Source organism: Pseudomonas sp. MT3 (assembly GCF_054720805.1).
This window is the reverse complement of the sequence record NZ_JBTVPY010000032.1, coordinates 1-26,957: the sequence shown is the minus strand read 5'-3', so window position 1 is coordinate 26,957 and position 26,957 is coordinate 1. Positions and strand designations below refer to the sequence as shown.

At 65.0% G+C, this 26,957-nt stretch carries 24 protein-coding genes and 1 pseudogene; 10 read left to right on the top strand and 15 right to left on the bottom strand.

Annotation, left to right across the window (positions count from 1 at the left end):
- Positions 1–212 precede the first annotated feature (212 nt).
- The 4 genes from ACYCAX_RS24590 to ACYCAX_RS24575 form a co-directional block, all read right to left on the bottom strand.
- Positions 213–428, bottom strand: a complete 216-nt coding sequence (locus ACYCAX_RS24590) for a hypothetical protein (RefSeq protein ID WP_460249050.1) — start codon at positions 426–428, stop codon at positions 213–215.
- A 106-nt stretch (positions 429–534) separates the two neighbouring features.
- A complete protein-coding gene (locus ACYCAX_RS24585) occupies positions 535–1,224 on the bottom strand; it encodes an energy-coupling factor ABC transporter permease (RefSeq protein ID WP_460249049.1) in 690 nt (229 codons plus the stop codon).
- Entirely contained in the window at positions 1,221–1,688 is a 468-nt protein-coding gene (locus tag ACYCAX_RS24580) for an FAD/FMN-containing dehydrogenase (protein ID WP_460249048.1), read from the bottom strand. Before ACYCAX_RS24580 ends, ACYCAX_RS24585 begins: the two co-directional genes overlap by 4 nt.
- 2 nt (positions 1,689–1,690) lie before the next feature.
- Positions 1,691–2,107 (bottom strand): GNAT family N-acetyltransferase, encoded by a 417-nt coding sequence (locus ACYCAX_RS24575; RefSeq protein WP_015475731.1) that lies wholly within the window; start codon positions 2,105–2,107, stop codon positions 1,691–1,693.
- Between the two features lie 109 nt (positions 2,108–2,216).
- Here ACYCAX_RS24575 and ACYCAX_RS24570 point away from each other — a divergent pair, with 109 nt between their 5' ends.
- The 3 genes from ACYCAX_RS24570 to ACYCAX_RS24560 all read left to right on the top strand — a co-directional run bounded on the left by ACYCAX_RS24570 (position 2,217) and on the right by ACYCAX_RS24560 (position 4,438).
- Positions 2,217–2,846, top strand: coding sequence for a DUF1780 domain-containing protein (locus ACYCAX_RS24570; RefSeq protein WP_015475730.1), 630 nt, complete (start codon positions 2,217–2,219; stop codon positions 2,844–2,846).
- Positions 2,847–2,915: 69 nt separating this feature from the next.
- Positions 2,916–3,086: a DUF3094 domain-containing protein gene (locus ACYCAX_RS24565; RefSeq protein ID WP_017516731.1), complete on the top strand. Its 171-nt coding sequence runs from the start codon at positions 2,916–2,918 to the stop codon at positions 3,084–3,086.
- Positions 3,087–3,139: 53 nt separating this feature from the next.
- The gene (locus ACYCAX_RS24560; protein ID WP_460249047.1) at positions 3,140–4,438 is read left to right on the top strand and encodes an NAD(P)/FAD-dependent oxidoreductase; all 1,299 of its coding nucleotides are present in this window, start codon (positions 3,140–3,142) and stop codon (positions 4,436–4,438) included.
- 205 nt (positions 4,439–4,643) lie between these two features.
- On the opposite strand, the gene cyoE is transcribed toward ACYCAX_RS24560, so the two are convergent.
- From cyoE to ACYCAX_RS24530, 6 genes are all read right to left on the bottom strand, one after another.
- The gene (cyoE, locus tag ACYCAX_RS24555) at positions 4,644–5,531 is read right to left on the bottom strand and encodes a heme o synthase (RefSeq protein ID WP_460249046.1); all 888 of its coding nucleotides are present in this window, start codon (positions 5,529–5,531) and stop codon (positions 4,644–4,646) included.
- A gap of 11 nt (positions 5,532–5,542) precedes the next feature.
- A complete protein-coding gene (gene cyoD / locus ACYCAX_RS24550) occupies positions 5,543–5,905 on the bottom strand; it encodes a cytochrome o ubiquinol oxidase subunit IV (protein ID WP_460249045.1) in 363 nt (120 codons plus the stop codon).
- Positions 5,905–6,540, bottom strand: a complete 636-nt coding sequence (gene cyoC / locus ACYCAX_RS24545; RefSeq protein WP_294974889.1) for a cytochrome o ubiquinol oxidase subunit III — start codon at positions 6,538–6,540, stop codon at positions 5,905–5,907. The genes cyoD and cyoC overlap by 1 nt, the downstream gene beginning before the upstream one ends.
- A 3-nt stretch (positions 6,541–6,543) precedes the next feature.
- The gene (gene cyoB, locus ACYCAX_RS24540; RefSeq protein WP_460249043.1) at positions 6,544–8,523 is read right to left on the bottom strand and encodes a cytochrome o ubiquinol oxidase subunit I; all 1,980 of its coding nucleotides are present in this window, start codon (positions 8,521–8,523) and stop codon (positions 6,544–6,546) included.
- Between the two features lie 6 nt (positions 8,524–8,529).
- Positions 8,530–9,525 (bottom strand): ubiquinol oxidase subunit II, encoded by a 996-nt coding sequence (gene cyoA, locus ACYCAX_RS24535; RefSeq protein ID WP_041711732.1) that lies wholly within the window; start codon positions 9,523–9,525, stop codon positions 8,530–8,532.
- A gap of 871 nt (positions 9,526–10,396) precedes the next feature.
- The gene (locus tag ACYCAX_RS24530; RefSeq protein WP_269078302.1) at positions 10,397–10,528 is read right to left on the bottom strand and encodes a hypothetical protein; all 132 of its coding nucleotides are present in this window, start codon (positions 10,526–10,528) and stop codon (positions 10,397–10,399) included.
- A gap of 346 nt (positions 10,529–10,874) precedes the next feature.
- Here ACYCAX_RS24530 and ACYCAX_RS24525 point away from each other — a divergent pair, with 346 nt between their 5' ends.
- Both ACYCAX_RS24525 and ACYCAX_RS24520 read left to right on the top strand, forming a co-directional pair.
- Positions 10,875–11,618, top strand: coding sequence for an SDR family NAD(P)-dependent oxidoreductase (locus ACYCAX_RS24525; protein ID WP_041712401.1), 744 nt, complete (start codon positions 10,875–10,877; stop codon positions 11,616–11,618).
- A 523-nt stretch (positions 11,619–12,141) separates the two neighbouring features.
- Entirely contained in the window at positions 12,142–13,119 is a 978-nt protein-coding gene (locus tag ACYCAX_RS24520) for an alpha/beta fold hydrolase (protein ID WP_460249042.1), read from the top strand.
- Positions 13,120–13,179: 60 nt separating this feature from the next.
- On the opposite strand, the gene ACYCAX_RS24515 is transcribed toward ACYCAX_RS24520, so the two are convergent.
- The 4 genes from ACYCAX_RS24515 to ACYCAX_RS24500 form a co-directional block, all read right to left on the bottom strand.
- Positions 13,180–13,929, bottom strand: coding sequence for an SDR family NAD(P)-dependent oxidoreductase (locus ACYCAX_RS24515; protein ID WP_460249073.1), 750 nt, complete (start codon positions 13,927–13,929; stop codon positions 13,180–13,182).
- Positions 13,929–14,351 carry a MerR family transcriptional regulator gene (locus ACYCAX_RS24510; RefSeq protein ID WP_460249041.1) on the bottom strand — a complete coding sequence of 141 codons (423 nt, stop codon included), beginning with the start codon at positions 14,349–14,351 and terminating at the stop codon, positions 13,929–13,931. The genes ACYCAX_RS24515 and ACYCAX_RS24510 overlap by 1 nt, the downstream gene beginning before the upstream one ends.
- 49 nt (positions 14,352–14,400) lie before the next feature.
- On the bottom strand, positions 14,401–19,908 hold the full coding sequence (locus ACYCAX_RS24505; RefSeq protein ID WP_460249040.1) for a trifunctional serine/threonine-protein kinase/ATP-binding protein/sensor histidine kinase: 5,508 nt from the start codon (positions 19,906–19,908) through the stop codon (positions 14,401–14,403).
- A 79-nt stretch (positions 19,909–19,987) separates the two neighbouring features.
- The gene (locus tag ACYCAX_RS24500) at positions 19,988–20,650 is read right to left on the bottom strand and encodes a response regulator transcription factor (RefSeq protein WP_015475716.1); all 663 of its coding nucleotides are present in this window, start codon (positions 20,648–20,650) and stop codon (positions 19,988–19,990) included.
- A 271-nt stretch (positions 20,651–20,921) separates the two neighbouring features.
- Here ACYCAX_RS24500 and ACYCAX_RS24495 point away from each other — a divergent pair, with 271 nt between their 5' ends.
- Positions 20,922–21,935 (top strand): GlxA family transcriptional regulator, encoded by a 1,014-nt coding sequence (locus tag ACYCAX_RS24495; RefSeq protein WP_041711729.1) that lies wholly within the window; start codon positions 20,922–20,924, stop codon positions 21,933–21,935.
- A gap of 25 nt (positions 21,936–21,960) precedes the next feature.
- Here ACYCAX_RS24495 and ACYCAX_RS24490 read toward each other — a convergent pair whose 3' ends face one another.
- Positions 21,961–22,896, bottom strand: a complete 936-nt coding sequence (locus ACYCAX_RS24490; RefSeq protein WP_460249039.1) for a LysR substrate-binding domain-containing protein — start codon at positions 22,894–22,896, stop codon at positions 21,961–21,963.
- A gap of 332 nt (positions 22,897–23,228) precedes the next feature.
- Between ACYCAX_RS24490 and ACYCAX_RS24485 the strand changes: the two genes are divergently transcribed.
- From ACYCAX_RS24485 to ACYCAX_RS24470, 4 genes and pseudogenes are all read left to right on the top strand, one after another.
- Positions 23,229–23,603: a response regulator transcription factor gene (locus tag ACYCAX_RS24485; RefSeq protein WP_015475713.1), complete on the top strand. Its 375-nt coding sequence runs from the start codon at positions 23,229–23,231 to the stop codon at positions 23,601–23,603.
- A gap of 295 nt (positions 23,604–23,898) precedes the next feature.
- A complete protein-coding gene (locus tag ACYCAX_RS24480) occupies positions 23,899–25,101 on the top strand; it encodes an NAD(P)/FAD-dependent oxidoreductase (protein ID WP_460249038.1) in 1,203 nt (400 codons plus the stop codon).
- 78 nt (positions 25,102–25,179) lie between these two features.
- Positions 25,180–26,103 (top strand): MBL fold metallo-hydrolase, encoded by a 924-nt coding sequence (locus tag ACYCAX_RS24475; RefSeq protein WP_015475711.1) that lies wholly within the window; start codon positions 25,180–25,182, stop codon positions 26,101–26,103.
- Positions 26,104–26,310: 207 nt separating this feature from the next.
- Positions 26,311–26,547: pseudogene (locus ACYCAX_RS24470) on the top strand (catalase); the annotation flags it as partial.
- Positions 26,548–26,957: the final 410 nt, after the last annotated feature.

Below are 26,957 nucleotides of genomic sequence, written 5' to 3'. Positions count from 1 at the left end.
CATAGTTATTCGCCTTACAGCCCTGGAAGACGAGCTGTTCTCCGGCGACCTGGAAAAGCCGCGTGGACACTGACCGGGCAACGCGGACAGCCTTTCTGCAGGAGCGAGCGTGCTCGCGAACCAGCCCCGCAGCGGAGTCCGTTCGCGAGCAAGCTCGCTCCTACGAAAAGCAACGAAGAGAAAAATGCCGCCTTTCGAGGCGGCATCTTCATTCAGGGACGCATGAAGGCGTAATCGCGATCCTCGTCCAGATTATCGGCGAGGAAGTGCAGCTCGTGCCCCAGGTCTTCCTCGGTACGCACCTGCGCGTTGGCCTGTACCACCGCGCTGAGCAGGGCGCGCACCACCAATTGCGGGTCCTGCCCCGCCGCTTCCGCCTCGATCAGCAACTCGTGAAGGCGTTGCTCTGCCCAGCTGTGAATGCTCATCGACAATCTCCTCGCGAATGGGGGGCCAGCTTCCCCGATCGCAGGACGCATCCGAACTGACCTGGATCAACCGACGGCGGCGATGCACCTGGCCGATGGCCGAACATCAGCGCGACTCATCGTCGTCCTTCCACGGAGCCTGCAGGTAGCGCGTACGGTTGAAGGTTTCCAGCCAGTCCGGATAGAACACCACCAGACCGGTGACGATGGTGCCGTTGATGAAGGCCTCGGGGAACATGATCAGCCAGAGGTAGCCGATGAAGTCCTCGATCCACGGCGGCATGGGGAACAGTCCGTCCATCCACAGCAGCCCCAGCCCGAGCAGCAGGCTGCAGACTGCAGCCAACGCCGCGGGGAAGAACCCCGAGCAGAAGATGTAGACGAACAGGTTCCGCGGTTGCCGGCGCTCGACGAAGATCGCCGCCAGCTCGGTGATCAGCACCGGAATCAGCACCAGCAGAATGCCGTTGATGCCGATGGCCGCCCAGTCCTGCCGCCCCATCACGCACAGGCCGATCTGCGCCACCAGCCCGACGATGATCGCCAGCGGCCAGTCGAGCAGCAGCGTCACGGCGGTCATGCCGATGAAGTGGAAGGACAGGCCCGAGGCGAAATCCCGGCGCACCAACCACAACAGGAACAGGGCGAGCATGGTGCCGAACACTAGGTGCTGGCGGCGGAAGTCGCTGATCAGCTCCAGCCAGGGCGCGCGCCAGGCGGCCCAGGCGACGATGGGCAGATAGATCGCCCAGCCCAGCTCGAGGGTTTCCTCGGACAGCAACTGTGCGGCAATCACGGCGCCCCCTGCTCCAGCGCCTGGCGCAGCGCCTGGGCATTATCGAAACGGCGGGTGTCGACCACCTTGCCCCGCTCCAGCCGCAGCCAGGTCACAACGTCCGGCTGGGCGTCGAAGCGGCTGGCGATGCGCGCGTCGCGGTCGAGCAGAACGCGGTAGCGGTAATCGCGCATGGCGGGCACGGCGAACATCGCCGAGATCGGTGCCGGCATGCGGCTGATGTCCGCGACGAACACGGCGTGCCGGGCCTCGAGGTAGCCGGCGGGGCGACCTTCGAGCGCGGACTTGACCAGCTTGTTGCCGGTCATGTCACGGGCGATCAGGACCAGCTGCAATCCGGCGTCGGCCGTGTAGGGTTTGTCGAACTGGTCCAGCAACGTCCAGCCGCTCGCCATGCCCGCGCCCTGCGCCAGCGCGGCGCTCGACAGCAGCAGGAACAGCACTCCGCTCAGCAATCGTTTCACGCTCAACCTCCAACGGAAAAAACCTGTAGATCCTCGCGCCGTCCCCATCCGCTCTGGGCATCCCAGAATGCCAGGGCCTGGGGAGCGTCCCGGAGTACGAAGACGTGGGACTTGCCAATACCTTCGCGCGCCAGGCGGGCCAAGGCTTCGTCGAGCAGCGCCCGCGCCAGCCCCCGCCCACGGAAAGCCTCGTCGACCGCCAGATGCTGGAGATAACCCCGGCGCCCGTCGTGGCCGGCCAACAGGCTGCCGATCACCTGGCCCCCGTCCTCCAGCACCAGGCTCAGGCCGGGATTACGCCGCAGGTAGGCGGCGAAAGGCTCGTAGTCGTCGTCACGGCGCAACTGGATGCCCGGCGTGCGCTCCCACAGGGCGTGCAGGGCGGCGTGATCGTCGGGAACGGCGGAGCGAAGCAGCATCTGCAACCTCGGTGTCATGGCTCGCGACAGTCTACACCGGGCACCCGTCCCATCGCCGCCCCGTCGACTGGGTGAAGCCCTCTCGATGCGTAGCAACTATGCTGAAGGCATGAATGAGTCCGACTACCTGCGCCTGCTGACCCGCCAGGCGGAACAAGCCAACGACCTTCTCTCCAATGCCCGCAAGTGGGAGCGGGAGTGCTGGGCCTGCCAGCGTCTGCTGCAGGCGCTGAAGGTGCCGTATCGCCAGGAAGACTTCATCGAGCCGACGCAACAGCCGCCGGACGTGCTGTTCCGCGATGCCAGCTTCGAGGTGTTCTTCGTGCTCGATCAGGGCCGCCGGCTCAACGAGGAATGGCGCGAGGAGCTGCTGCGCCGGCGCATGGCGCAGAGCCTCAACCAGTTGATTCGCCGCGAGCAGCGTCCACGGCGGATCCCCTGCGCAGACCTGCAGGCACGCCTGGCGCCGACGCTGCGCAAGAAGGCGCACAACTACAGCGAGCGCGGCATCGACCTGAGCGATCTGGACCTGCTCGCCTTCGTCAGCCTCAAGCGCGAGACGGCGGACTTCAACACCCCTTTTCCGCCACCCACGGAATACCTGCGCCAGGGCTGGCGTTCGCTGTCGATCGTTGGCCCCACCTTTGCCCGGGTGCTGTTCGCCCATACCGATGCCCCGGATTTCCTGCGCGGCAGCCTTGGCCGCACGGTGCTGTTCGACATGGGCATGGGGCTCTGATGTCCCGAGTGCATTGAGGGGCCGTCCAAGCCCTACTAGAATGGTCGACATTATAAACGGAGGCCGCCCATGCCCAGTCGCCTGAGCCCCGAAGACCAGCAGAAGGTCGATCAGTACCTCAGCTCTCCCGTCCACCAGGTCCAACGCGCGCCGTTCAAACCCTGGCTGATGATGGGAGCCTTGCTCGCTGTGGTCATCGCCCTGGGTTTGCTGAGCCGCCTCCTGGCCTACCTTGCGTGAGCGCCGTGCCGCCACGGGCCGATACAGGATTCCTTAAGCTATGAGAATGCAGCATGTCCCATCGTATCGTGATCGTCGGCGGCGGCGCCGGCGGGCTGGAGCTCGCGACCCGTCTCGGCCGCACCCTGGGTAAACAGGGCCGCGCGCGCATTACGCTCGTCGACGCCAACCTCACCCACATCTGGAAACCCCTGCTGCACGAAGTCGCCGCCGGCTCGCTCAACTCCTCCGAGGATGAGCTGAACTACGTCGCCCAGGCGAAATGGAACCACTTCGAATTCCAGCTCGGCCGCCTGATTGGCCTGGACCGCGCGAGCCAGCGCATCCAGTTGGCCGCGACGCTCGACGAGCAGGGCGAGGAACTGGTGCCGGCGCGCGCTCTGGAGTACGACACCCTGGTCCTGGCCATCGGCAGCACCACCAATGATTTCGGCACCCAGGGCGCCGCGGACCACTGCATCTTCCTGGACACCCGCGAGCAGGCCGAGCGCTTCCACAAGCAGTTGCTGACCCACTACCTGCGCGCCCACGCCGGGCAGGACAAGGACGACCAGATCAGCGTCGCCATCGTCGGCGCGGGTGCTACGGGCGTCGAGCTGTCCGCCGAGCTGCACCACGCCGCGCAGGAGCTGGCGGCCTACGGCCTGACCGGCATCCAGCCACAGAACATGCGCATCACCCTGATCGAGGCCGGCCCGCGCGTACTGCCGGCATTGCCCGAGCGCATCAGCCGCCCGGTGCATCAGACGCTGGAGAAACTCGGCGTGCGCGTGCTCACCGGTTCGGCGGTGCAGGAAGTGACTGTAGAAGGCCTGCGCACGGCGGTGGGCGAGTTCATTCCGGCGAGCCTGAAGGTCTGGGCGGCGGGCATCCGCGCGCCGAGCCTGCTCAAGGACATCGACGGGCTGGAGACCAACCGCATCAACCAGTTGGTGGTCCGCCCTACCCTGCAGACCACCCGCGACGACGACATCTTCGCCTTCGGCGACTGTGCCGCCTGCCCGATGGGCGATGGCAGCGAACGCAGCGTGCCTCCGCGCGCCCAGGCCGCGCACCAGCAGGCGTCCCTGCTGGCCAAGGCCATCGTTGCGCGCCTGGACGGCAAGCCGCTGCCGGAGTACCGCTACACCGACTACGGCTCGCTGATCTCGCTGTCGCGTTTCAGCGCGGTGGGTAACCTGATGGGTAACCTGATGGGCAGCGTGAAGCTCGAGGGCTGGCTGGCGCGGATGTTCTACGTGTCGCTGTACCGCATGCACCAGGTGGCGCTGTACGGGCCGTTCCGCACGGCGCTGCTGATGATTGCGGACCGCATCGGGCGCAGTACCGAGCCGCGCTTGAAGCTGCACTGAGGCTTGACCCCATCCTACGTACCGCCTAATACCGCTCGGTGGTGCCCCCTGTAGGAGCGAGCTTGCTCGCGAACGCTCTTCCCGGCCGCTCCTACGCTCGGGCGGTTCGCGAGCAAGCTCGCTCCTACAACCGCACGTTGCCTGGAATGCCAGGCACAAAAAAGCCGCCCCTCGGGGGCGGCTTTTTCGTTGCAGCAGAGCAGCCTTACAGCGCCGCCAGCATCGACTGGGCCGGGATGGCCTGGAAGTCGATGGACATCATCAGGCTCAGCACGCTGATCGCGATGATGGAGAAGGCGAACAGCTGGCGGGCCCAGCGACGGTCGTCTTCGGCACTGAAGCCTTTCACCGCGATGAACAGCCACCAGGCGCTGACGGCCAGCGCTACCACCAGGTAGCCGTAGCCGGCGAAGCCGGTGACGGTCAGCAGCAGGGTCGCCAGGCCGAAGGCCACCACGTAGTAGAGGATCTGCTTCTTGGTCGCTTCGATGCCCCGCTCCACCGGCAGCACGGGAATCCCGGCGGCGCGGTAGTCGTTGAGGCGGAAGATCGCGATGGCGTAGCTGTGCGGCATCTGCCAGAGGCAGAAGATCAGCAGCAGCACCGCCGCGCCCATGTCGAAGTGACCGCTGGCGGCGCAGTAGCCCACCACCGGCGGCATGGCTCCGGAGAGACTGCCGACCAGCGTGCCGTAGACCGAACTGCGCTTGAGCCAGAGGCTGTAGAGCACGACGTAGACGAAGAAGCCGAACGCCGCCAGCAGGGTCGCCTGCACGTTGGTCTTCCACGCCAGCAGGCCGAAGCCCGCCACACCGAGCACCACGCCGTGGGCCAGGGCGGCCTTCAGCGAGATCTGCCCGGTCACGGTGACACGGCTGCGGGTACGCTCCATGAAGCGATCGATGTCGCGGTCGATGCAGTTGTTGAACACACAACCGCTGGCAACGACCAGGGACAGGCCGATCACGGTGGCCAGCAGCAGCATCGGGTCGACGCTGCCGCGGGCGGCGAGGAAGTATCCCCCCGCCACCGCGATCAGGTTGCCGAAGATGATGCCCGGCTTGGCGACCAGCAGATAACGCTTGAGTTTCACGGCATCGGCCCTCAGGGCATCGGCATCATCAGGGTGTCTGCGGTGTAGATGATCCACAGCGACAGACCGACCACCAGCAGGATGATGATGGCGGTGAAGATGAATGCCATGACGTTCCAGCGGCCTTCGGAGCTGAAGTTCATGTGCAGGAAGCAGATCAGGTGCACGACGACCTGCACCAGGCCCAGGATCACCATGGTCAGCAGGGTGGCGTGACGCGAGAAGCTACCGTCGATGACCATGTAGAACGGGATTGCGGTCAGGATCACCGAGAGCACGAAGCCGATGGCGTACGAACCCAGGCTGCCGTGACCGGCGCCGTGGTCGCCGTGGCCGGCACCGTGGGAGTCGTGATGATGTGCAGCAGCGGTCATTACAGAGCCCCCATCAGGTAGACGACGGTGAAGACGCAGATCCAGACGATGTCCAGGAAGTGCCAGAACAGGCTCAGGCACATCATGCGGGTGTTGTTCTGCGCGGTCAGGCCACGGGTGCCGATCTGCGCCATCAGCACCAGCATCCACAGCAGGCCGGCACTTACGTGCAGGCCGTGCATGCCGACCAGGGTGAAGAAGGACGACAGGAAGGCGCTGCGGCTCGGGCCGAAGCCTTCGACGATCAGGTGATGGAACTCGTTGAGTTCCATGCCGATGAACGCGGCGCCGCAGAGGAAGGTCACGCCCAGCCAGGCGATGGCCTTGCCCTTGGCACCCTTGTGCGCAGCCAGCATGGCCAGGCCGTAGGTGCAGGAGGAGATCAGCAGGATCGCGGTTTCGACGGCCACGTAGGGCAGTTCGAAGATGTCCTTGCCGCTGGGGCCGCCGGCCGTGTGGTTGACCAGCACGGCGTAGGTGGCGAAGACGCTCGCGAACAGGATGCAGTCGGTCATCAGGTACAGCCAGAAGCCGAAGACCGTCATGCCGCCGCTGTCGTGGGCGTGGTCATGGTCGTGTTCGTGCGCCGCTTCGTGCGCATCGACCAGGTGTTGATTCAGTACTGCCGTGGACATGGTTTATACCTGCGCAGTGGCGAGTTTCTGGAAGTTGGCGTTTTCGATGCGCTCGATCTCATCCGGCTGGACGTAGTAGTCCACGTCGGTGACGTAGCTGCGCACGATGACCGAAGCGATCATGCCGACGAAGCCGACACCCACCAGCCACCAGATGTGCCAGATGGCGGCGAAGCCGAAGAGGAAGGCGAACACGGCGATGGAGAAGCCAGCGGCGGTGTTCTTCGGCATGTGGATCGGCGCGTAGGCCGGCAGCTTGCGGTACGCGGTACCGGTCTGCTTCATCTCGTGGAACGCGTCGACGTCGTTGACGTGCGGCAGCTCGGCGAAGTTGTAGTACGGCGGCGGCGAGGAAGTGGACCACTCCAGGGTGCGGCCGCCCCACGGGTCGCCGGTCAGGTCGGCCAGCTTGTCGCGGTTCTTGATCGAGACGAACAGCTGGATCAGCTGGCAGGCGATACCGAAGAAGATCAGCACGGCGCCGCAGAATGCCACCACCATGTACGGCTGCCACATCGGGTTTTCGTAGTGGTTCAGGCGACGGGTCATGCCCATGAAGCCGAGGATGTACAGCGGCATGAAGGCCATGTAGAAGCCGACCAGCCAGCACCAGAAGGAACGCTTGCCCCACTTCTCGTCCAGCTTGAAGCCGAAGGCTTTCGGGAACCAGAAGACGAAGCCCGCCAGGTAGCCGAACACCGCGCCACCGATGATGGTGTTGTGGAAGTGGGCGATCAGGAACAGGCTGTTGTGCAGCAGGTAGTCAGCACCCGGAATGGCCAGCAGAACGCCGGTCATGCCACCGATGGTGAAGGTGATGATGAAGCCCAGGGTCCACAGGATCGGGGTGTCGAAGCGCAGGCGGCCACGGTAGATGGTGAACAGCCAGTTGAACAGTTTCACACCCGTCGGGATCGAGATCAGCATGGTCGCCACGCCGAAGAAGCCGTTGACGTCGCCGCCCGAACCCATGGTGAAGAAGTGGTGCAGCCACACGGTGAAGCCGAGGAAGGTGATCGCGGCGCTCGCCCACACCATCGAGGTGTAGCCGAACATGCGCTTGCCGGCGAAGGTCGCGGTGACTTCGGAGAAGATACCGAAAGCCGGCAGGATCAGGATGTACACCTCAGGATGGCCCCAGGCCCAGAAGAGGTTGATGTACATCATGGCGTTGCCGCCCAGCTCGTTGGTGAAGAAGTGCATGTCGAAGTAGCGATCCAGCGACAGCAGGCCCAGGGCCGCGGTCAGGATCGGGAACGACGCAACGATCAGGATGTTGGCGAAGGTGCAGGTCCAGGTGAAGATCGGCATCTGCATCAGCTTCATGCCGGGGGTACGCATCTTGAACACGGTCACCAGGAAGTTGATACCCGTGAGCAAGGTACCCATACCCGATATCTGTAGCGCCCAGATGTAGTAGTCCACACCCACGCCCGGGCTATAGGCCAGCTCGGACAGCGGCGGGTAAGCGACCCAGCCGGTACGGGCGAATTCACCCAGGCCCAGCGAGACGTTCACCAGCATGGCGCTGACGACCAGCAGCCAGAAGCTCAGGGAGTTCAGGAAGGGGAACGCCACGTCGCGCGCGCCGATCTGCAGCGGCACGGCCAGGTTCATCAGACCGGTCATGAAGGGCATGGCCATGAAGATGATCATGATCACGCCGTGAGCGGTGAAGATCTGGTCGTAGTGTTCCGGCGGCAGGTAGCCGTGGTTGGCCCCTTCAGCCAGCGCGAGCTGGCCGCGCATCATGATGGCGTCGGCGAAGCCGCGCAGGAGCATGATCAGCGCGACGATGATGTACATCACGCCGATCTTCTTGTGGTCGATGGACGTCAGCCATTCGGTCCACAGGTAGGTCCACTTGCGGTAGTAGGTGATCGCGCCGAACACACCGAGGCCCAACAGGGCGACGACGGCCAGCGTGATGACGATGATCGGCTCGTGATACGGCACGGCCGACAGTGTCAGTTTCCCGAACATCTGCGCTTACTCCTGGCTCGGATTCGTTTGCATGCCAGGCATGCCTTGCATGTTGCTCATGTCGTGGCCCGCCATGGCGGTCTCGTCATGCGCTGCTTCGCCGTGCTCGCCCTTCTCGGCCTGTTCTTTGGCCTCGTGGGCCTTGGCCATCGCGTGGCCAGCGTGCTCCCACTTGTTCAGCACGTGGGAGAACAGCTCGGGGCTGACGGTTGCGAAGTAGGTCGCCGGGACGTTCTCGGTCGGCTTGACCAGCTCCGGGTACTGCTCCAGGTTCAGGGTCTGCTGCGAGGCCTTGACCTTCGCGACCCACTCCTGGAAGCCCTGCTCGGAGGTGGAGATGGCCTTGAACTTCATGCCCGAGAAGCCGCCGCCGCTGTAGTTCGCGGAGATGCCGTCGAACACGCCTTCTTCGTTGGCGATCAGGTGCAGCTTGGTCATCATTCCGGCCATGGAGTAGATCTGGCTGCCCAGCTGCGGAATGAAGAAGGAGTTCATCACCGAATCCGAGGTGATCTGGAAGTTCACCGGGGTGTCTTTCGGGAAGGCGATTTCGTTGACGGTGGCGATACCCTGTTCCGGGTAGATGAACAGCCACTTCCAGTCCAGCGAGATGGCCTGGATGGTCACCGGCTTGACCTCGGAGTCCAGCGGACGGTACGGGTCCAGCTTGTGGGTGCTCTCCCAGGTGATCCAGCCGAGCACGGCGATGATCAGGCAGGGAACCAGCCATACCACCAGCTCGATCCTGGTCGAGTGGGACCAGTCCGGCATGTAGGTGGCCTTGGTGTTCGAAGCCCGGTATTTCCAGGCGAACGCGAAGGTCATCAGGATGACCGGCACCACCACGATCAGCATCAGCAAGGTTGCCGTGATGATCAGGGACTTCTCGTCGGCGCCGACCTGCCCTTTCGGGTCGAACAGCGCCATGTTGCAACCGCCGAGCATCAGCATCGGCAGCCACGCAAGTCTCTTCAAAATTCCTGTGTACTGCTCTTTTTTCATCTTGCGGCCTTAGTGGATGAAAATCGCTTCACCGCCCACGAATCCTCGCCATGCACTACTCGACGACTCGTTACCCGCGACTTTTCCAAGCCGCCTGCCAGGGCTGTCATGGATTCACGAACGCGGCCGCACGGATTCCAGGCAAAGAGAGGCCGCCCGGTCTTCGCGATGCGAAACCGATTTCGTCAGCTGATTCGTTCCGTGTTATTCAGCGTGTGGTGTCTGGACTGGCGGCTCGTGAGAACGCGCGCGTCGCACACCGGATGCACGAGCGGATTGCCCGACTCGTCTTATGACAGGAGCCCACCGATGGCAGCCCCCTGTTGTTATGCCGCTGCACCAAAGGATGAACACTGGCCATGATCTGCGTCAGTGCGACTCAGCGATTTGGGGGTAGGAAATGGACGGCAGGTATTACAAAGCATTTCAGAAATGCCTTTCAAGGCCCCGACCTTTCATTTTTAACAAGATATTTTCTCAATTCGAGAAACAGTCTCGCCCCGAATCGCTCACGAAACGAACAATTCACGCAAGATTTGAAAGGATATTATTCCCGGTCAGCAGCCGGCCCACACCTGCCACAGATATGTGTCAATTCCATGAATCATGCGGGTTTCAGCGCGGTGGCAAGAAAGCGGGAAGCCACCCCTAAGCATTCGGCAAAGACCTTGCCATGACGGCGATCAAGAACCTTTCCGAAAGTTGTTGAAACGCCCTGCGCAGCCTGCGACACATCGACGCATCGAAACTTTTGCAAGCGACAAACTGGTTCAAATTATGACGAGCGTACCGGCATGCTCGCCCATCGCAGGGACACGCCGCCCGGTCGTAAGCAGCGAAGTGGGCATGCCGGAGATGTCTCCTGATCCGCTCAACGAGAGAAGCCCATGTTCCGCGCCGGATAGACCAGGGCGCAGCGTGCACCGGTGTTGATGCTCCCGTCATGCACCCGCACCAGCTGGTAGAACTCGCTCAGGCGCGGGATCAGCCAGCGCGCGGCCATGCTCGGGGCGCGCGCTGGCTGACGCTGCGGCCCTCGCTGGCGAGCCTCTGCGAGACGCCCTCGGCCGTCGACACAATGACCTGTCAGGTCGAATGCAAACGGATGGACCGGTTGATAGGGGCGAGTCCAGCCTGCCACAACGAACTCGCTGTCATTACGACTCATCAAGTGTCAATTTGACCAATATAGATCAGAGTCATAATGACCAAATAAAAATAATAACTTATTGATTTTAAAAATAAAAATAATTGGCACGATTACTGATAAGGCATGGATGGGCAACATTGCCAAGCAGAGAGCGGCAAGCCCACCATTCAATCAGGAGGACACAATGCAGGGGGACACAATGACAGACGTATTCGCAAACTGCTTCGCGGTGGTGACGGGCGCTAGCTCCGGCATAGGTCTGGCCGCGACACGGGCACTGTTGGGTCGCGGAGCCAAGGTGCTGACAATGAGCCGTCACCTCGGTGAATTGGAAGAGTTGCAATTGACGCATGGCGACAGGCTGATATGGCTCCAGGGCGATGTCACCTGTAGCGCCGATCTCGATGCCCTCGCCGAGTGCGCACGCCAGCACGGAGAGATCGACTGTCTACTACCGAATGCGGGCATCGCTCAGCTTGCGGATGGGCTGGATGTCACGGCATTCGATCGGCAGTGGGCGGTCAATGGCGCTGGTGCGCTGAACACCCTGGCCGTGCTGCGCGAGCAGTTTGCCAAATCAGCCTCAGTGGTATTCATCGGAACATTCCTGTCCGCACTGAGCTTCCCTGGTCTGGCCGCATATATAGCCTCCAAGAGCGCGCTGAAGGCCCAGGTGCGAACCTTGGCCGTGGAGATGGCATGCCAGGGGGTTCGGATCAACCTTGTGTCGCCCGGGCCTACGGCGACGCCAATCTGGTCCACCCTGGGGTTACCCGACGATCAGTTGGCAGAAGTCGCCACCGGCGTTAACCGGCGGCTACTCGGCGGAGCATTCCTGGAGCCGGATGCCGTGGCCGACAGTATCCTCTTCCTCTTGTCGTCGGCATCGCGCGGAATCTATGGTCAGGACCTGGTAGTCGATAACGGCTATACCTTGCAGTAACCAGGCTGCAACTGGGCGTATTCGATTACGCCCAGTGGTCCGCTATCGGCGATAGCCTCCGCGCAACGGCAACTGGGCAGTCAATATCCCCCGGCAAAGTCGAGGTTTGACCTCGACACTCGCCCCGGACGAAACGCTGCATGGATTGCCTCCGCCATAACTGCCGATGGCAGGATAACGAGAGGACTGGCCAAGCTCTTACGCAGCCAGGGCCGGCAGCAGACGCTCTCTTCCGCGTAGCGTTCGGCAAGTAGAGCAAAGTAGCGTCGCATCCTTTCCAGCAGCGGGTCTTACGCTCAGTAGATCGATGAGATCGCATAAGTCCCCCAGTCCCGGGGCGCTCCTCCGCGAAACCTAGGTATGGTGGCGCGATACCTATGGACGATGGTGAGAGCCGCCAGCAACCGAATAGGGTTTGCCTACCGGCAATCCGGCCTTCGCAGCGACCGCAGAGTCGCTTCGAGCGCGGATTGGACCAGCCCCCACTCGCCGTGCGAGCGGTACCCTGACGAGAGCATCCACCATGACCGACGAGCCCCAAGGAACCACCCGCCGCGCCCTGATGAGCGCTGGCGTAGCCGCCGCCACTCTGGCGGTGGCCGTCCCCATGCTGGCGGGCCAGGCGAGCGCCGCCCTGGCCCCGCCCCCAACGGGTGCACGCCGCAAGGAGCAAGGGTCGGGCTATCTCACCCTGCGCGACGGCACCCAGCTGTTCTACAAGGATTGGGGCAGCGGCCAGCCCATCGTGTTCCACCACGGTTGGCCGCTCTCGGGGGATGACTGGGATAACCAGATGCTGTTCTTCCTCGCCAGAGGCTACCGCGTGATCGCCCATGACCGTCGTGGCCACGGCCGCTCCACACAGACGGCGCAAGGCAATGACATGGATACCTATGCCGCCGACCTGGCTGAACTGGCGGCGCACCTGGACCTGAAGAACGCCGTGCACATCGGTCACTCCACCGGTGGCGGCGAGGTCGCCCGTTACGTCGCACGTCATGGTGCCGGCCGCGTCGCCAAGGCGGTGCTGATCGGCGCCGTCCCGCCGATCATGCTGCAAACCGAGAAGAACCCTGGCGGCCTGCCACTGAAGGTGTTCGATGGCTTCCGCGAAGCACTCGCCGCCAGTCGTTCGAACTTCTACCGCGAGGTGGCAGCGGGTCCCTTCTATGGTTTCAACCGTCCGGGCGCCAAGGTCTCGGAGGCAGTGATCGACAACTGGTGGCGCCAGGGCATGAACGGCGGCGCCAAGGCCCATTACGACTGTATTGCGGCCTTCTCGGAAACCGACTTTACCGAAGACCTGAAGCAGATCGCCGTACCGACCCTGGTGCTGCACGGGGAAGACGACCAGATCGTCCCCATCGACGACTCGGCGCGCCTCTCCATCAAGCTGCTCAGGCACGGCACGCTGAAGACCTATCCCGGCCTGCCCCACGGCATGTGCACCACCCATGCCGACACCATCAACGCCGACCTGCTGGCCTTCATCAAGGATTGATCGACTGGCCTCGGGCACGGCGAACGGACCCGGAGCCCGAGGCTCCGGATCTGTTCCCTGTCAGAGTTGGGACAGCCCGCCGTCGACGCAGAGGTCGACGCCAGTGATGAAACTGCTGTCGTCCGAAGCCAGGAACAGCGCGGCATTCGCCAGCTCCTCCGGGCGGCCGAGCCGGCCGAGGGGAATCAGCTGCGCCAACTGCTTTTCGAACGCATCGAACTGCGCCTCGCCGATGCCCATCTTGCCGATGATCGGCGTGAGCACGGGACCGGGGCTCAGGCAATTGACGCGAATGTTCCTGTGCTTGAGTTCGGCGGCCCAGCTGCGCGCGAAGGAGCGAACCGCCGCCTTGGTGGCGGCATAGACCACATGGGCCTCCAGCGCCTTCAGGTGGGCAATGGACGATACCAGCACGATGGACGCGCCATCGCGCAGCAGCGGCAACGCTTTTTGAATGGTGTAGAAAACACCTTTGACGTTGACGTCGAACTGTTCGTCGAACTGCCTTTCATCGACCTGATTGCCGGGCGCGGGCCGGATGATGCCGGCGTTGGCGACCAGCACGTCGAGCCGCCCGAAACGCTCGCCAACCTGCCGGTACAGCGCATCGAGGTCCTCCAGCCGGCCGGCATCGGCGCAGATGCCAATGGCGTTCGCACCGATCAGCCCGACCGCCTCCTCCACCACCTGCCGGCGGCGTCCGGTGATGACCACCTCTGCCCCTTCCTGCGCGAATCGTTGCGCGGTGGCCAGGCCGATACCGCTGTTGCCGCCGGTGACCAGCGCGACCTTGTTGCTCAGCTTTCCCATCATGTCTCCAACGTGGCTTGCCAATGAGCTCGTTCGAGAGACTGCAAATCAGGTACGCGCGCCAGGCCTGCCTGCAGTGGCAGGTAGCGTTCGATCTTCTGGGCCAGACGCTCGCGGCGCCCGGCCAGCTCGGCCTGGAGCGCATCCAGGGCGACCAGCTTTTCCAGGTGCTGCTGCAGGCAGGCGAGAAAACCCTCGCTGTCTTCTTCCTCCTCGAGGTACTGCAACAGGCCGTGGATCTGCCGGGTACTGAAGCCGCAGTCGAGCAGCTCGCGGATCCACAACACGCGTTGCAGCATGGATGAGGAGTAATCGCGATAGCCGTTGTCCAGGCGCGATGACTCGATCAGTTGCCGCGACTCGTAATGGCGAAGTGCGCGCGTACTCACACCGGCACGCGATGCCAGCTCTCCGATTTGCATGTCTACCTCCGATGGACGGAACTCTAGGGGCTTGACGCTAGCGTCAAGGTCAAGCCCCTCCGGCTTCAGTTGCTCGCGCAGGAAGCGCCGGCAGGATGAACTGCACCACCGCCCCACGCGGCTGGTTGGCGCAGGCCCACAGGCGGCCGCCATGACTGTCGATGATCGAGCGGCAGATCGACAGGCCCATGCCCAGGCCACTGGCCTTGGTGCTGTAGAACGGCGCGAAAAGCAGCTCGGCATTGCCTTCGGCGAAGCCCGGTCCGCTGTCGCCCACCCTCACCCGCACGCCATCCGCCTCGCGCTCAGTGCTGACCAGCAGTTGGCGTTCGCCGGCGGGTACGCTGCCCATTGCTTCGAGCGCATTGATGATCAGGTTGAGCATCACCTGCTGCAGTTCGACCCGGTCTCCCTCGACTTCCGGAAGGCCCTCGGCGAACCGGGTACGGACCAGCGCGCCGCCCTTGGCGGCTTCGGGGCGGGTGAACTCGATGATCTCCCGGATCGCCCCGTTGAGATCCACCGCCTGCTTTTGCGGCGGGGCCTTGCGGATCAGTTGGCGTATGCGCCCCAACACCTCGGAAGCGCGGTTGGCGTCCCGGATGATGCGTCCCAGCACCTGGCTGACCTCGCCCAGTTCCGGCGGCTGCGCCCCCAGCCAGCGCAGTGCGGCATTGGCGTTGGTCACGGTGGCGGCGATCGGCTGGTTCACCTCGTGGGCGATGGAAGCCGCCAGTTGGCCCATGGTCGCCACGCGGTTGGCGTGGGCCAGCTCGGCCTGCACTTCGCGGTATCGCCGCTCGCTCTCGCGCACCTGTTCCTCGGCCTGTTTGCGTTCGCTCAGGTCGAGGACGAAGGCCACGCCTTCGCGCTGGCCACCTTCGAAGCCGGCAAGGCCGACGATCACCGGCACCCGGCTGCCGTCCTTGCGGATGTACTCCTTCTCCAGGGGGCGCGTGCAGCCGCTGCGCACGGCCGTGGCCAGGGTCTCCCGGCTCTGCGCGTGCTGCTCGGGCGGGGTCAGGTCCTGCCAGTGCACGCAACCGGCGGGCAGCTCCCCGCGCTGGTAGCCGAGCATGCGCAGGAAGGCGTCGTTGGCCTCGAGTATCCGGCCCTCGGCGCTCCAGAGCACGATGCCGATGATGTTGGAGTCCACCAGCCGGCGGATCTTCGCCTCGCGCGCGGCGAGGTCGCGGTACAGCCGCGCGTTCTCCAGCGAGATCGCCGCCTGCGAGGCCAGCAGTCGCAGCACGGCGATCCGGGCGGGGCTGAACACGCCGGCCGAGAGGTTGTTCTCCAGGTACAGCGCGCCGCTGAGCCTGGCCTGGTTCGCCAGCGGCATGCACAGGACCGAGCGCACACCGTGCTGGCGGACATAAGGGTCGACGGCGAACGCCGGCTCGGACATGGCATCGTCCAGGCACAGGCTCTCGCCGGTGCGCAGCACCTGGTAGAGCAGCGTTTCGGCCAGGCCGACCGCACTGACGGGCTCGTTGCACAACAGCGTCGCGCCGCCGACCGTCGCCTGCGCCGCGATGCGCGGTTCGCCCGCCTCGCTCAGGACCAGCACCCCGCGCTCGGCGCCAGCCTGTTCGATGGCCGTGCGCATCACCCTGTCGATCAGCTTGTCCAGCACGATCGCCTCCGAGGCGGCCTGGGACACCTTGAGCACGGTGGCCAGGTCCAGGTGCTCCACCGGGGCGGCGATGGTCGCGGTCGGACCGGGCGCCGGCTCCTCGCTGCGCAGGTGGCGATGGCGCCCCTCAAGTTGACGCACCTTGCCCTCGGCTCCCCAGCGCAGGTAGCCGTAGCGGGCGTCCTGCAGGTACACGCGGGCGATCCTGGCCAGGCCGCGGGCGCCGTAGAAGCGCCCCGCCAGCTCACTGGCCAGCGCTTCGATCTGCACGAAGCCGTTGTCCCGCGCCTGGCCGATGGCCTCCTCGTAGAGCAGCTCCGCCTCGACCAACCGGCCCTCGACGCGGGCGATCTCCGCGCCCACCAGCGCCACCCGGCAGGCGAAGGACTCCGTGCACTGCCGCGCCCACTGCTGCAATTGCGCGTGATGGCCGGCCAGTTCCCGCAGTTGGGCGGGGCGCCGCTCGGCCGCGTCCGAGTCGACCGTCTCCGCCAGGAGCAGCGCTGCGTGGAAGTGGTACTCGGCCTCCTCTATGAAGGACTCCACGCTTCGCAGCAGCGCCTTCGCGCACGCCGCGCACTGCAGCGCCACCGCGTAATCGCCTGCCAGGTAGCGCGCCTGCAGCTTGCGCACCCAGTACTTGCAGGCGGCCAGCGTCAGGTCCGGCGTGCTGCCCAGGTGCGCCTCGAAGCGCGCCTCGTCGAAGCCGTCGTCGTCGAAGCAGCCGAAGACCGGCGTCTGCCCGCGGAGGGTGCGGATCAGCGCCAGCTGCGTGCCGATGAAGTCCGCCACCAGCCCGAAGCGCACCTTCCGCGCGTAGGCCAGGCCTTGCCCGGCCTCCTCATGCACCCGCGCCAGGGGCTCGCCGAGGAACAGCACATCGGAGATATGGCCGTTGCCGGCATAGGCGGCGTAAGGCAGGTCGCCGACGCGGTTGGCCGCGACGAAGGCCCGACGCAGCAGTTCCCGGCATTCGCCGACCGGCCGCATCCAGCGCGCCACGAACATCGAGAAGCACAGGTAGGTCCGCGCTTCATGGCGCTTCAGGCCGCGCCGGTCGACCAGCTCGCAGCCCAGCCGACCGAAGCGGTAGCCGGCCTCGTGGTCGCCGAAACGGCGCCCGGCGACCCGCCCCACGTTCGCATAGAGCATGCACGAGGCGTCGCAGTTGCCCCGCTCCAGGCTCAGGCTCACGGCCTTGCAGACAGTCAGGCTGGCGAGGTTGACGTCGCTCTGCACGGCGGGGGCGAACAGCTTGCCGAGGGCGTCCATGGTGGCCAGGGAGGCGGCATCCTCCATCAGCGGCAGGTCGATGAGCTGCTCGATGCTGCGCTCGCCCAGTCGCTCCCAGATCCGCTGGTATTCCTCGCGCACCTGCTCGTCGCCGGGGTGCGCCGTCCAGTGGATGCCGACCGTCTGCAGGTAGTCCAGGCACACGGCGACCGCCTGGTCGCTGCGGTCCTGCAGCAGGCACACATCCATCTGCAGGCAGGCCACCGCCGCCCGCTCCACCGTGCTGGCGGCGCGCACGGCCAGGCCGGCGAGGCGCGCATCGGCCCGGGCCAGCTGGCCGGTGAGGAATTCGCACTCGGCGCGGTTGAGCTCCAGGGCGAAGCACAGCTCGTGACGGCGCTCCCGGCAATCGTCGTCGAGCAGTTCAGCCCCGGCGCCCAGGTAGGTCAGCGCCGAGGCGTAGGCGCTGGAGGCCTTGGCGCGCTGCCCGGCGAGCAGGTTGTACTCGGCCAGTTGTTCGCGCTCGGCGCGGGCCTCGATCAGCCCGGCGCCGCGATTGAGCTGGCCGACGATCTCGAAGATGGCCTCTTCGCGCTGCTCCGGCGGCATCCGCTCGGCCAGCAGGCGACCGATGCGCAGGTGTGCCGCGGCGCGGGCCTCCCCGGGAATCAGCGAATAGGCCGCCTCGTGGATGCGGTCATGGGCGAAGGCACAGGCGCCCTCCTGGCGTTCCACCAGTTCCTGGCACACCGCCGGCCAGAGCATCGCCTGGACCCGCGCCGGCGGCACGCCGAGCACGCTGGCAAGGCTGTCGATCGGCGCCGCGTTGCCCAGGCAGGCCAGTTGCTGCAGGGCCTGGCGGGTGTCCAGCGGCAGCCGCGCCAGCTTGCCGAGCATGAGGTCGACGACGTTGTCGGTGTAGCCCTTGGCATGGATCCTCTCCGCCTCCCAGCACCAGCGCCGGGCCGCGTGGTCGTAGGCCAGCAGCCCCTCCTCGGCCAGCGACTGGAGGAACTGGATGACGAAGAACGGGTTGCCGGCGGTCTTGTCGTGCACCAGCCGGGCCAGCGCCACGATGCTCGGCGGCGGGCAGCGCAGGGCGTCGGCGATCAGTTGCTCGATGTGCGCGCGGGCCAGCGGAGCCAGGTGGATCTCGTCGATGCGCACGCCGGCCTGGCGGATGGACTGCAGCTTGAGCGCCAGCGGATGGCTGGCGTCCACCTCGTTGTCGCGGTAGGCGCCCACCAGCATCAGGTGGCGCAGGTCCGAATGGGCGAGCAGGTCTTCCAGCAAATCGAGGGTCGCCGCATCCAGCCATTGCAGGTCGTCGAGGAACAGCGCCAGCGGGTGTTCGGCGCGGGCGAAAACCCCGATGAATCGGCGCAGCACCAGCAGGAAGCGGCGCTGCGCCTGCTGCGGCTCCAGTTCCGGCACCGGCGGCGGCTCGCCGATGATCAGCCGCAGTTCGGGAATCAGGTCGGTGATCAACCGCGCGTTGGGCTCCAGCGCTTCGAGCAGGGCGCTGCGCCAGCCGGCCAGCAGCTCGTCGTTCTTGCCCAGCAGCGTGCGCACCAGGCCCTGGAAGGCCTGCACCAGCGTCGAGTAGGGAATGTCGCGCTTGTACTGGTCGAACTTGCCGGAAGCGAACAACCCGCGCGGCGGCACCAGCAGCCTGTGCAGCTCGTTGACCACCGAGGACTTGCCGATCCCGGAATAGCCCGACACCAGTACCAGCTCGGGAGTGCTGCTGGCGACGATGCGCGCGAAGGCCTCGACCAACACCTCGACCTCGAGTTCGCGGCCATAGAGCTTCTCGGGTACCAGCAGGCGGTCAGGCGTCCCCTGCTCGTCCAGGCTGAAGGCTTCGATGCGCCCTCCCCGCTGCCAGTCGTCCAGACAGCGACGCAGGTCGTGCTCCACGCCGACGGCGCTCTGGTAGCGCTCTTCGGCGGTCTTGGCCAGCAGCTTGAGGACGATCTGCGAGAGCATCGGCGGCACGCCGGCGACCCGTTCGCCGGGCGGCGGCGGCTTGCGCGCGATGTGGCAATGCACCCACTCCATCGGGTCGCTGGCGGTGAATGGCAGCGTGCCGGTGAGCATCTGGTAGAGGACCACGCCAAAGGCATAGAGGTCGCTGCGCGAGTCGATCGAGCGGTTCATCCGTCCGGTCTGTTCCGGCGCCATGTAGGCCAGGGTGCCAGCGATGGTCTCCGGCGGCTCGGGGGCCTGGCGCTCGCGCGGCAACCGCGAGGCCAGGCCGAACCCGGTCAGGCGCACCTGGCCATCGGTGCAGTTGACCTGGATGTGGTTGGGCTTGAGGTCCTTGTGCACCAGGCCGCGCTGGTGCAGGTGGCGCAGTGCCACGGCGATGTCCACGGCCAGGCGCAGGCAGGTTTCGCTCTCCAGAGGCTGGCGCAACAGGCAGGACAACGGCTCGCCGCCGGGATCGTCGAGCAACAGTCGGGTCTGTCCGCCCTCGCGATGCAGCGCCTGCGGGCGCAGCGCCCAGGCGCTGTGCAGTTCGTCGCGCAGGCTGTACTCGTGGGCCAGCCGTTCGAGCGTGGCGGGCAAGGGATGTTCGGCAGCCGGGCGGACCAGAAGCACGCTGGCGCCGCGGTCACCGGATGGGTAGGCGCGGCAGAACACCCGCTCGCCGTCGTCCCACAAGATCTTCTGTTTGCTGGCCATCGGCGCGGCAACCTCTGACGGGAATTCCGCTGCCCCCGAGCGGTGGTCAGCGACTGTTATGCGATACGCGTGACGGTGCTCAGGTCGTCCGCTGCAACGGCTCGACGCCCAATGCCTCGGCCATGCGCACCAGGTCGGCGACCGAGCGCGCGGCCAGCTTCTTCATCACCTGGCCGCGGTGCACCTTCACGGTCACCTCGCTGAGGTTGAGCTCGGCGGCGATCTGCTTGTTCATCAGCCCCGCGACGACGAAGCGCAATACCTCGCGCTCCCGCTGGGTCAGCGCCTCGAAGGCCTGGCGCAGCGCAGCGCCGGACTGCTCGGCCTGCAACCGCTCGCCATCGCGGGCCAGGGCGCTGGCCACGGCGTCGAGCATGTCCTGGTCGCGGAAAGGCTTGGCGAGAAAATCCACGGCGCCGGCCTTCATGGCCTTGACCGTCATGGCGATATCGCCGTGGCCGGTCATGAACACGATGGGCATGCGCACCCCGCTCTTCTCCATCTGCTCCTGGAACGCCAGGCCGCTCTCGCCGCGCAGGCGCACGTCGAGCACCAGGCAACTGGGAGCATCACTCCGGGGAAAAGACAGAAAAGCCTGGGTGGAATCGAAAGTCTGCGCCTGCAAGCCGATGGAACGCAGCAGACCATCGAGGGCGAGGCGCATGGACTCGTCGTCGTCGACCACATAGACCACCGGCTCCTTCGGGCCGTGCGGCGGATTGGAATGCGACGACGAGCTCATATTGCCTCCTTGAGGAACGCGACACTCGCGGTGTGCAGGTCAAAAAATCTAGTCCATGATGGGGCACGCGGCAAAACGCCAGCCCAATGGTCATAGGAGCCGGGCCGGTGTCTTCAGAATGTCGGCCATGACGATGCTGCGAGCAAGGCTAGCCTGACGGAGCGAAGCGCCGCCAGGACAGAAACCCCTGAATATCGGCCACACCCGCGCCCCTTGAAGCATCCGGCCGTCGCCCCAGTTTCACCCAGCCACCCGAACAGGCAGAACCCCGATGGCAAGCGCCTTTGCTCCCCCTCACCCGCTCCCCGCGACGACGCCGATAACCATCGCCTTCGTCGCCTACCCGCAGATGGGTCTGCTCGACCTCAGCGGCGCCCAGACCGTGTTCTGGGCCGCCGGCAAGGCCCTGGCCCAGAGCGGCCGGCCCGGCTACCGACTGCTGACGGCGAGCCTGCGCGGCGGGCTGACGAGCACCGTCGAAGGGCTGTCGGTGGACACCAGCGCCCTGCATGAACTCGACCTCGCCGAGATCGATACCCTGGTCGTCCCCGGCGCCCCGGACATCTGCGACACCCTCGACAGCCACAGCGAACTGGCGGCCTGGCTCAACCACGCGGCCCCCAAAGTGCGCCGGGTGGCGTCTGTGTGCAGCGGCGCCTTCCTACTGGCCAAGGCCGGGCTGCTCGACGGCTGCCGCGCCGCGACCCACTGGGCCATGTGTGACACCCTGCAACAGCGCTTCCCGGCCCTGGAGGTGGATGCCGATGCGCTCTTCATCCAGCAGGGTGCGGTCTGGACCTCCGCGGGTGTCACCGCCGGCATAGACCTGGCACTGGCGCTGGTGGAAGCCGACTGCGGCCGCGAGGTCAGCATGCAGGCGGCGCGCGAACTGGTGGTCTACCTCAAGCGCCCTGGCGGACAGGCGCAGTACAGCACCTTGCTGCAATTGCAGACCCAGGACAGCTCGGCATTCGACGAGCTGCACCTGTGGCTGGCGGAGAACCTGGACGACCCGGAACTGACCGTGGAACGCCTCGCCGAACAGGCGAAGATGAGCCTGCGTAACTTCTCCCGCGTATACAAGGAACGCACCGGGCGCACGCCGGCCAAGGCCATCGAACTGTTCCGCCTGGAAGCGGCGAAGCGCCTGCTGGAAAACTCCTCGCGCAACATCGAGCAGATCGCCCGCGCCTGCGGCTTCGCTGACGAGGAGCGGCTGCGCACCACCTTCCGGCGCCACCTGACGATCTCTCCGCGCGACTATCGCAGCCGCTTCACCCGCTGAGCCTTACCCATCGAGTCAGCCTCGCTCAGGCCGCGGACAGCGCCAGCGAACGCTCCGGCTGCCACGCCAGGTGACAGGCGAAGCAGGAACGCAGCCAGCGCTCGCGCGGGTCGGCATGGCTGGTGCCGCGCCAGGCCATGGAGAGGTCCGGGCTCGACAGCGGCAGCGGCGCGTATTCAGCACGCAGGCCTTCCACCCGCGCCATCACCTGGGCCACGTAGTCGGGCACGATGGCGAGCATATCGCTGCCGGCCAGCAGCGCCGGCAAGGCACTGAACTGCGGCACCGCCAGCACCACCCTACGCTTCCGGTCATGGCGCGCCAGGGTACGATCGATGTCGTCGGTCATCTTGCCCTGCGCGGACACCGCCACATGGGGGCGCCGGCAGAACTCATCGAGGCTCACCGGTCCCGCCGACAAATCAGCGCGCAGCAGCATCGGCTGTACCGGGCGCAGGCTGCGGCAATGGGCACTGGCCGGCAGTTCCTGCGCCTGGCCGATCCCCAGGGAGATATCCCCGGCGACCAACAGTTGTGGCAGTTGCCACGCATCCACCCGCCGCACGACGAGCGTGACATTCGGCGCCTCGGTGCGAAGCTGCTGCATCAGCCGGGGCAGCAGCACGTATTCGACTTCGTCGCACAGCCCGACATGGAAGATCTCTTCGCTGGTGCGCGGGTCGAACTCCTGGGTGCAGCTCAGGGCCAGGGCAATGCCGTCCAGGGCTGGCCCCAGGCGCGCGTGGATTTCCTCGGCCCGCGCGGTGGGCTCCATCGCCCGCCCGCTGCGAATGAACAACGGATCGTCGAACATTGCCCGCAACCGGTTCAGCGCGCTGCTGACAGTGGTCTGGCAGAGAAACAGACGTTCACCCGCCCGGGTCACGTTGCGCTCGCGCATCATGGTCTCGAAGACAACCAGCAAATTGATATCGGCATGTCGCAGATCATTTCTGTTCATGGGTCCGCCCTCCAGGTGAAGTTGGATTCGAACAGCTTTTCGCTGTGCCCGCTCACTTCTCCAGGCTTGCGATGTGATTCCAGATTATTCAGGCGTAACCATGGGGTCAGTTGTACATGGGTGCAATATCACCATCCGTTGGCTATCCGAACCGATACCTGGGTATTGCTACGGCAAACTTATCGCAGCGAATATCATCGAGATCAGACTGTATACCGGAATATTCATACCCAAGCATTGCCCATCTATACCTAGGTATACTTCTCCGACTTGTTCGATGGCGTATCTTGCAAGTACGGCAGGCGCCGCCACGAGCGCCCCAGAGGAAGCAAATGCGCAATAAGGCTGTCATTGCAGTAGTCGACGACGATGAGTCCCTTCGCACCGCGCTGGAAGGCCTGCTGCGCGCCACCGGTTATCTGGCACGCACCTATGGCGGAGCCCGCGAATTCCTGGGCTCCGACGGCCTGGAACTGGCCAACTGCCTGATCTCCGATATCCAGATGCCGGACATGTGTGGCGTGGAGCTCTATGAGACGCTGCGTACCCGTGGCCTGGACCTTCCGGTGATATTCATTACCGCATACCCCAGCGAGCGGCCGCGCATCAGCACGGACATGCCCGGCGTGATCGCCTGCCTGCCCAAGCCGTTCGAAGCCGAACAGTTGCTGGACTGCATCGAGACCGCCCTGCTCTTGAAACCCTGAACGGCCGAACTTCTTAAAGTTACGGTTCGCGCCTACTGCACGATAAATCACTGCTCGACAAAGTGCTGCGCGCAGCTCCTCTTCGATACCTTCGTATAGTTCCCTTCAACACATGCGTAATTCCCGCACACCGATGTAGAAGTGCGCCTGGAAATTCTCCTCCCTAGCATGGGTTCACAGCGGACGACTGCAGATAGAACAACGCGAACCGCAGTTTTCGACAACCAGTCAGCGTCACGCCGAACTTGAAGCAGTTATTTCAAGGCAATTCATCCATTCGAGTCAGGAGCACATGATGAAACAGCAACTTCTGGTTATTGGCGCGGGCTTCGGTGGACTGTGGAGCACCCTGAGCGCCGCCCGCCTGCTGGACATGCACGGCCGCAACGATGTGGATATCACCCTGCTGGCGCCGCAGGCTGAACTACGCATTCGCCCGCGCTTCTACGAACCCGACGTGCACAGCATGTTCGCGCCACTGGATGACCTGTTCGGCGCGGTGGGCGTGCGCTTCGTCAAGGGCACCGCCGAAAGCATCGACGAGCAGGCCCGCAAGGTCGGCTACCGCGACGAAGCCGACCGCGTCGCCGAACTGAGTTACGACCGCCTGGTGCTGGCCAGCGGCAGCCAGCTGTCCCGCCCGCCGGTGCCGGGCCTGAAGGAATATGCCTTCGACGTCGACCAGATCGAGTCGGCGGCGCACCTGGAAAGCCACCTGCTGTCGCTGCGCAACCAGCCGGCCAGCCGCGCACGCAACACCGTGGTGGTCTGCGGCGGCGGTTTCACCGGTATCGAGACCGCCACCGAAATGCCGGCCCGCCTGCGTGCGGTGCTGGGTGACGACCAGGATGTGCGGGTGATCATCGTCGATCGCGGCGAGCGTATCGGCGCGGTGATGGGCGAAGGCATCCGCCCGCCGATCATCGAGGCCTCCGCCAGCCTGGGTATCGAGTGGATCACCGGCGCCACGGTCTCCGCCGTGGACGCCCAAGGCGTGACCCTCGACGACGGCCGCCACATCGAGAGCCACACGGTGATCTGGACCGTGGGTTTCCGCGCCAGCCCGCTGACCGAACAGCTGACTGCCCAGCGCGATGGCCAGGGCCGCCTGCACGTGGACGGCAACCTCAAGGTGCGTGGCCTGCCGGACGTATTCGCCGCCGGCGACGTGGCCTACGCCGCCACCGACGACCTCGGCAACTTCGCCGCGATGTCCTGCCAGCATGCGATCAGCCTTGGCCGCTACGCCGGCAACAACGCCGCCGCCGACCTGCTCGGGATCGACCCATTGCAGTACCGCCAGCCCAAGTACGTCACCTGCCTCGACCTGGGCGCGTGGGGCGCCGTGTACACCGAAGGCTGGGACCGCCAGCTGAAGCTGGTGAAAGCCGAGGCCAAGGAGCTCAAGACGCAGATCAACACCGTGTGGATCTACCCACCGGCGGCCGACCGCCGCGCCGCCCTGGCTGCCGCCGACCCGCTGATCCCGGTGGCCTGACCGCCTCCCGCACTCCCTCGCCCGGAGGGAGTGCCCTCCGCCTGATGGACTCGATCGACAAACAACAGGAGAAGCACCATGACCATGCACCTGAATACCTTCGCCCAGCCCAATGCCGCCAACCCAAGCCAGGAGCTGGTGCCATCGCGCTATGCCCTGCGCCTGGGCGAGATCGAGGTGCTTGTGGTCAGTGACGGAGTGCTGCCGCTGCCGACCGAGACCATGTCCACCAACGCCACCCCGGAAGAACGTGCGGCCTGGTTCAAGGAGATGTACCTGGGTCCGGACATGTTCGACTGGGCTCTGAACGTGTTGGTGGTGCGCAGCGGTGAGCAGACTATCCTGGTCGACGCCGGCCTGGGCAACCAGTTCCCCGGCTTCCCCCGCGCCGGGCAGTTCCCCAGGCGCCTGAAGGATGCCGGCATCGAGTTGTCGTCGATCACCGATATCGTGATCACCCACATGCACATGGACCACATCGGCGGGCTGCTCACCGACACCGTGAAGAACGGCCTGAGCCCTGAGGTGCGCATCCACGTCACGGCCACCGAAGTCGACTTCTGGAAGATCCCCGACTTCAGCCTGACCGAGATGCCGCAGCCAGTGCCGGACGTCCTGCGGCGCACCGCCAACGAGTTCATGGCCCACTACCAGAGCCGCCTGCGCATCTTCGAAGAGGAGTACCAGGTGGCGCCAGGCGTGGTGGCGAAACTCACCGGCGGCCACACCCCCGGCCACTGCATCGTCTACGTCGACTCCGCCGGAGAGCGCCTGACCTTCGCAGGCGACGCACTTTTCCCGGTGGCCTTCGACCACCCGGAATGGCACAACGGCTTCGAGCACAATCCGGAAGAATCAGTCCATGTGCGGGTACGCCTGCTACGCGAAGCGGCGGCCAGCGGCGAGCTGTTCGTCGCCACCCATCTGCCCTTCCCCTCGGTTGGCCGCGTAGCCATCAACGGTGACGCCTTCCGCTGGATCGCCGGTTTCTGGGACTATTGATAGCCCAGGTGCCACAGCCCTTTGTTCCGACCATCCGCGCCTTTCGAGCGCCCGCCGGAACAGGGGCTCTCATTTCCAGTGGCAGCTATCGGCTGATTAAGCCCCGCAGCAACTCCTACCCACGAATCTGCTCGCTCATCGTCGGTTCGGCCTGACCGAATCAGGGCGAGTGCCCGTGCTCACCCTTTCAAGCCTGGAGCCATCGAGATGACCGACACACGCTCACCCGACAACGGCGCGCTGCCTACCCTGACCCATGCCACCGGTGCTCCGGTAGCGGACAACCTCAACACAATGACCGCCGGCCCTCGCGGCCCGGCGTTATTGCAGGATATCTGGCTGATCGAGAAACTGGCTCACTTCGACCGCGAAGTGATCCCTGAGCGGCGCATGCATGCCAAGGGATGGGGCGCCCATGGCACCTTCACAGTCACCCAGGATATTGCCCTGGGCTTGCCGCCTGCCTGAGAGACCGCCCTGATAGCACCGGTACAGATGGAGCCGTGGGTAATCGCATGGGCCGGAGCCTTGCTGAGCTACTCGATGAGGCTCGGGTCCAGCGGGGCGTCGGACAAGGAGGGACCGCCGGTGACCAGCAGGATATCGAACATCCCGGTAGCCTGGGCGAATGTGAGGTCTGCCTGCAACTGCATGCTGCCCTACGCCCAAATAGCTGATTCCACTGGCCTGGAAACGAAAAAGCCCGCCTTGGAAGGCGGGCTATTTCATATCACAAGGAGCGAGCCCAAGGTTCACTCCTGGCGGCTGCAAGACCAGAAATTCCTGGTACCGTACAACCGCTGCGAAACTGGTGGGTCGTGTAGGATTCGAACCTACGACCAATTGGTTAAAAG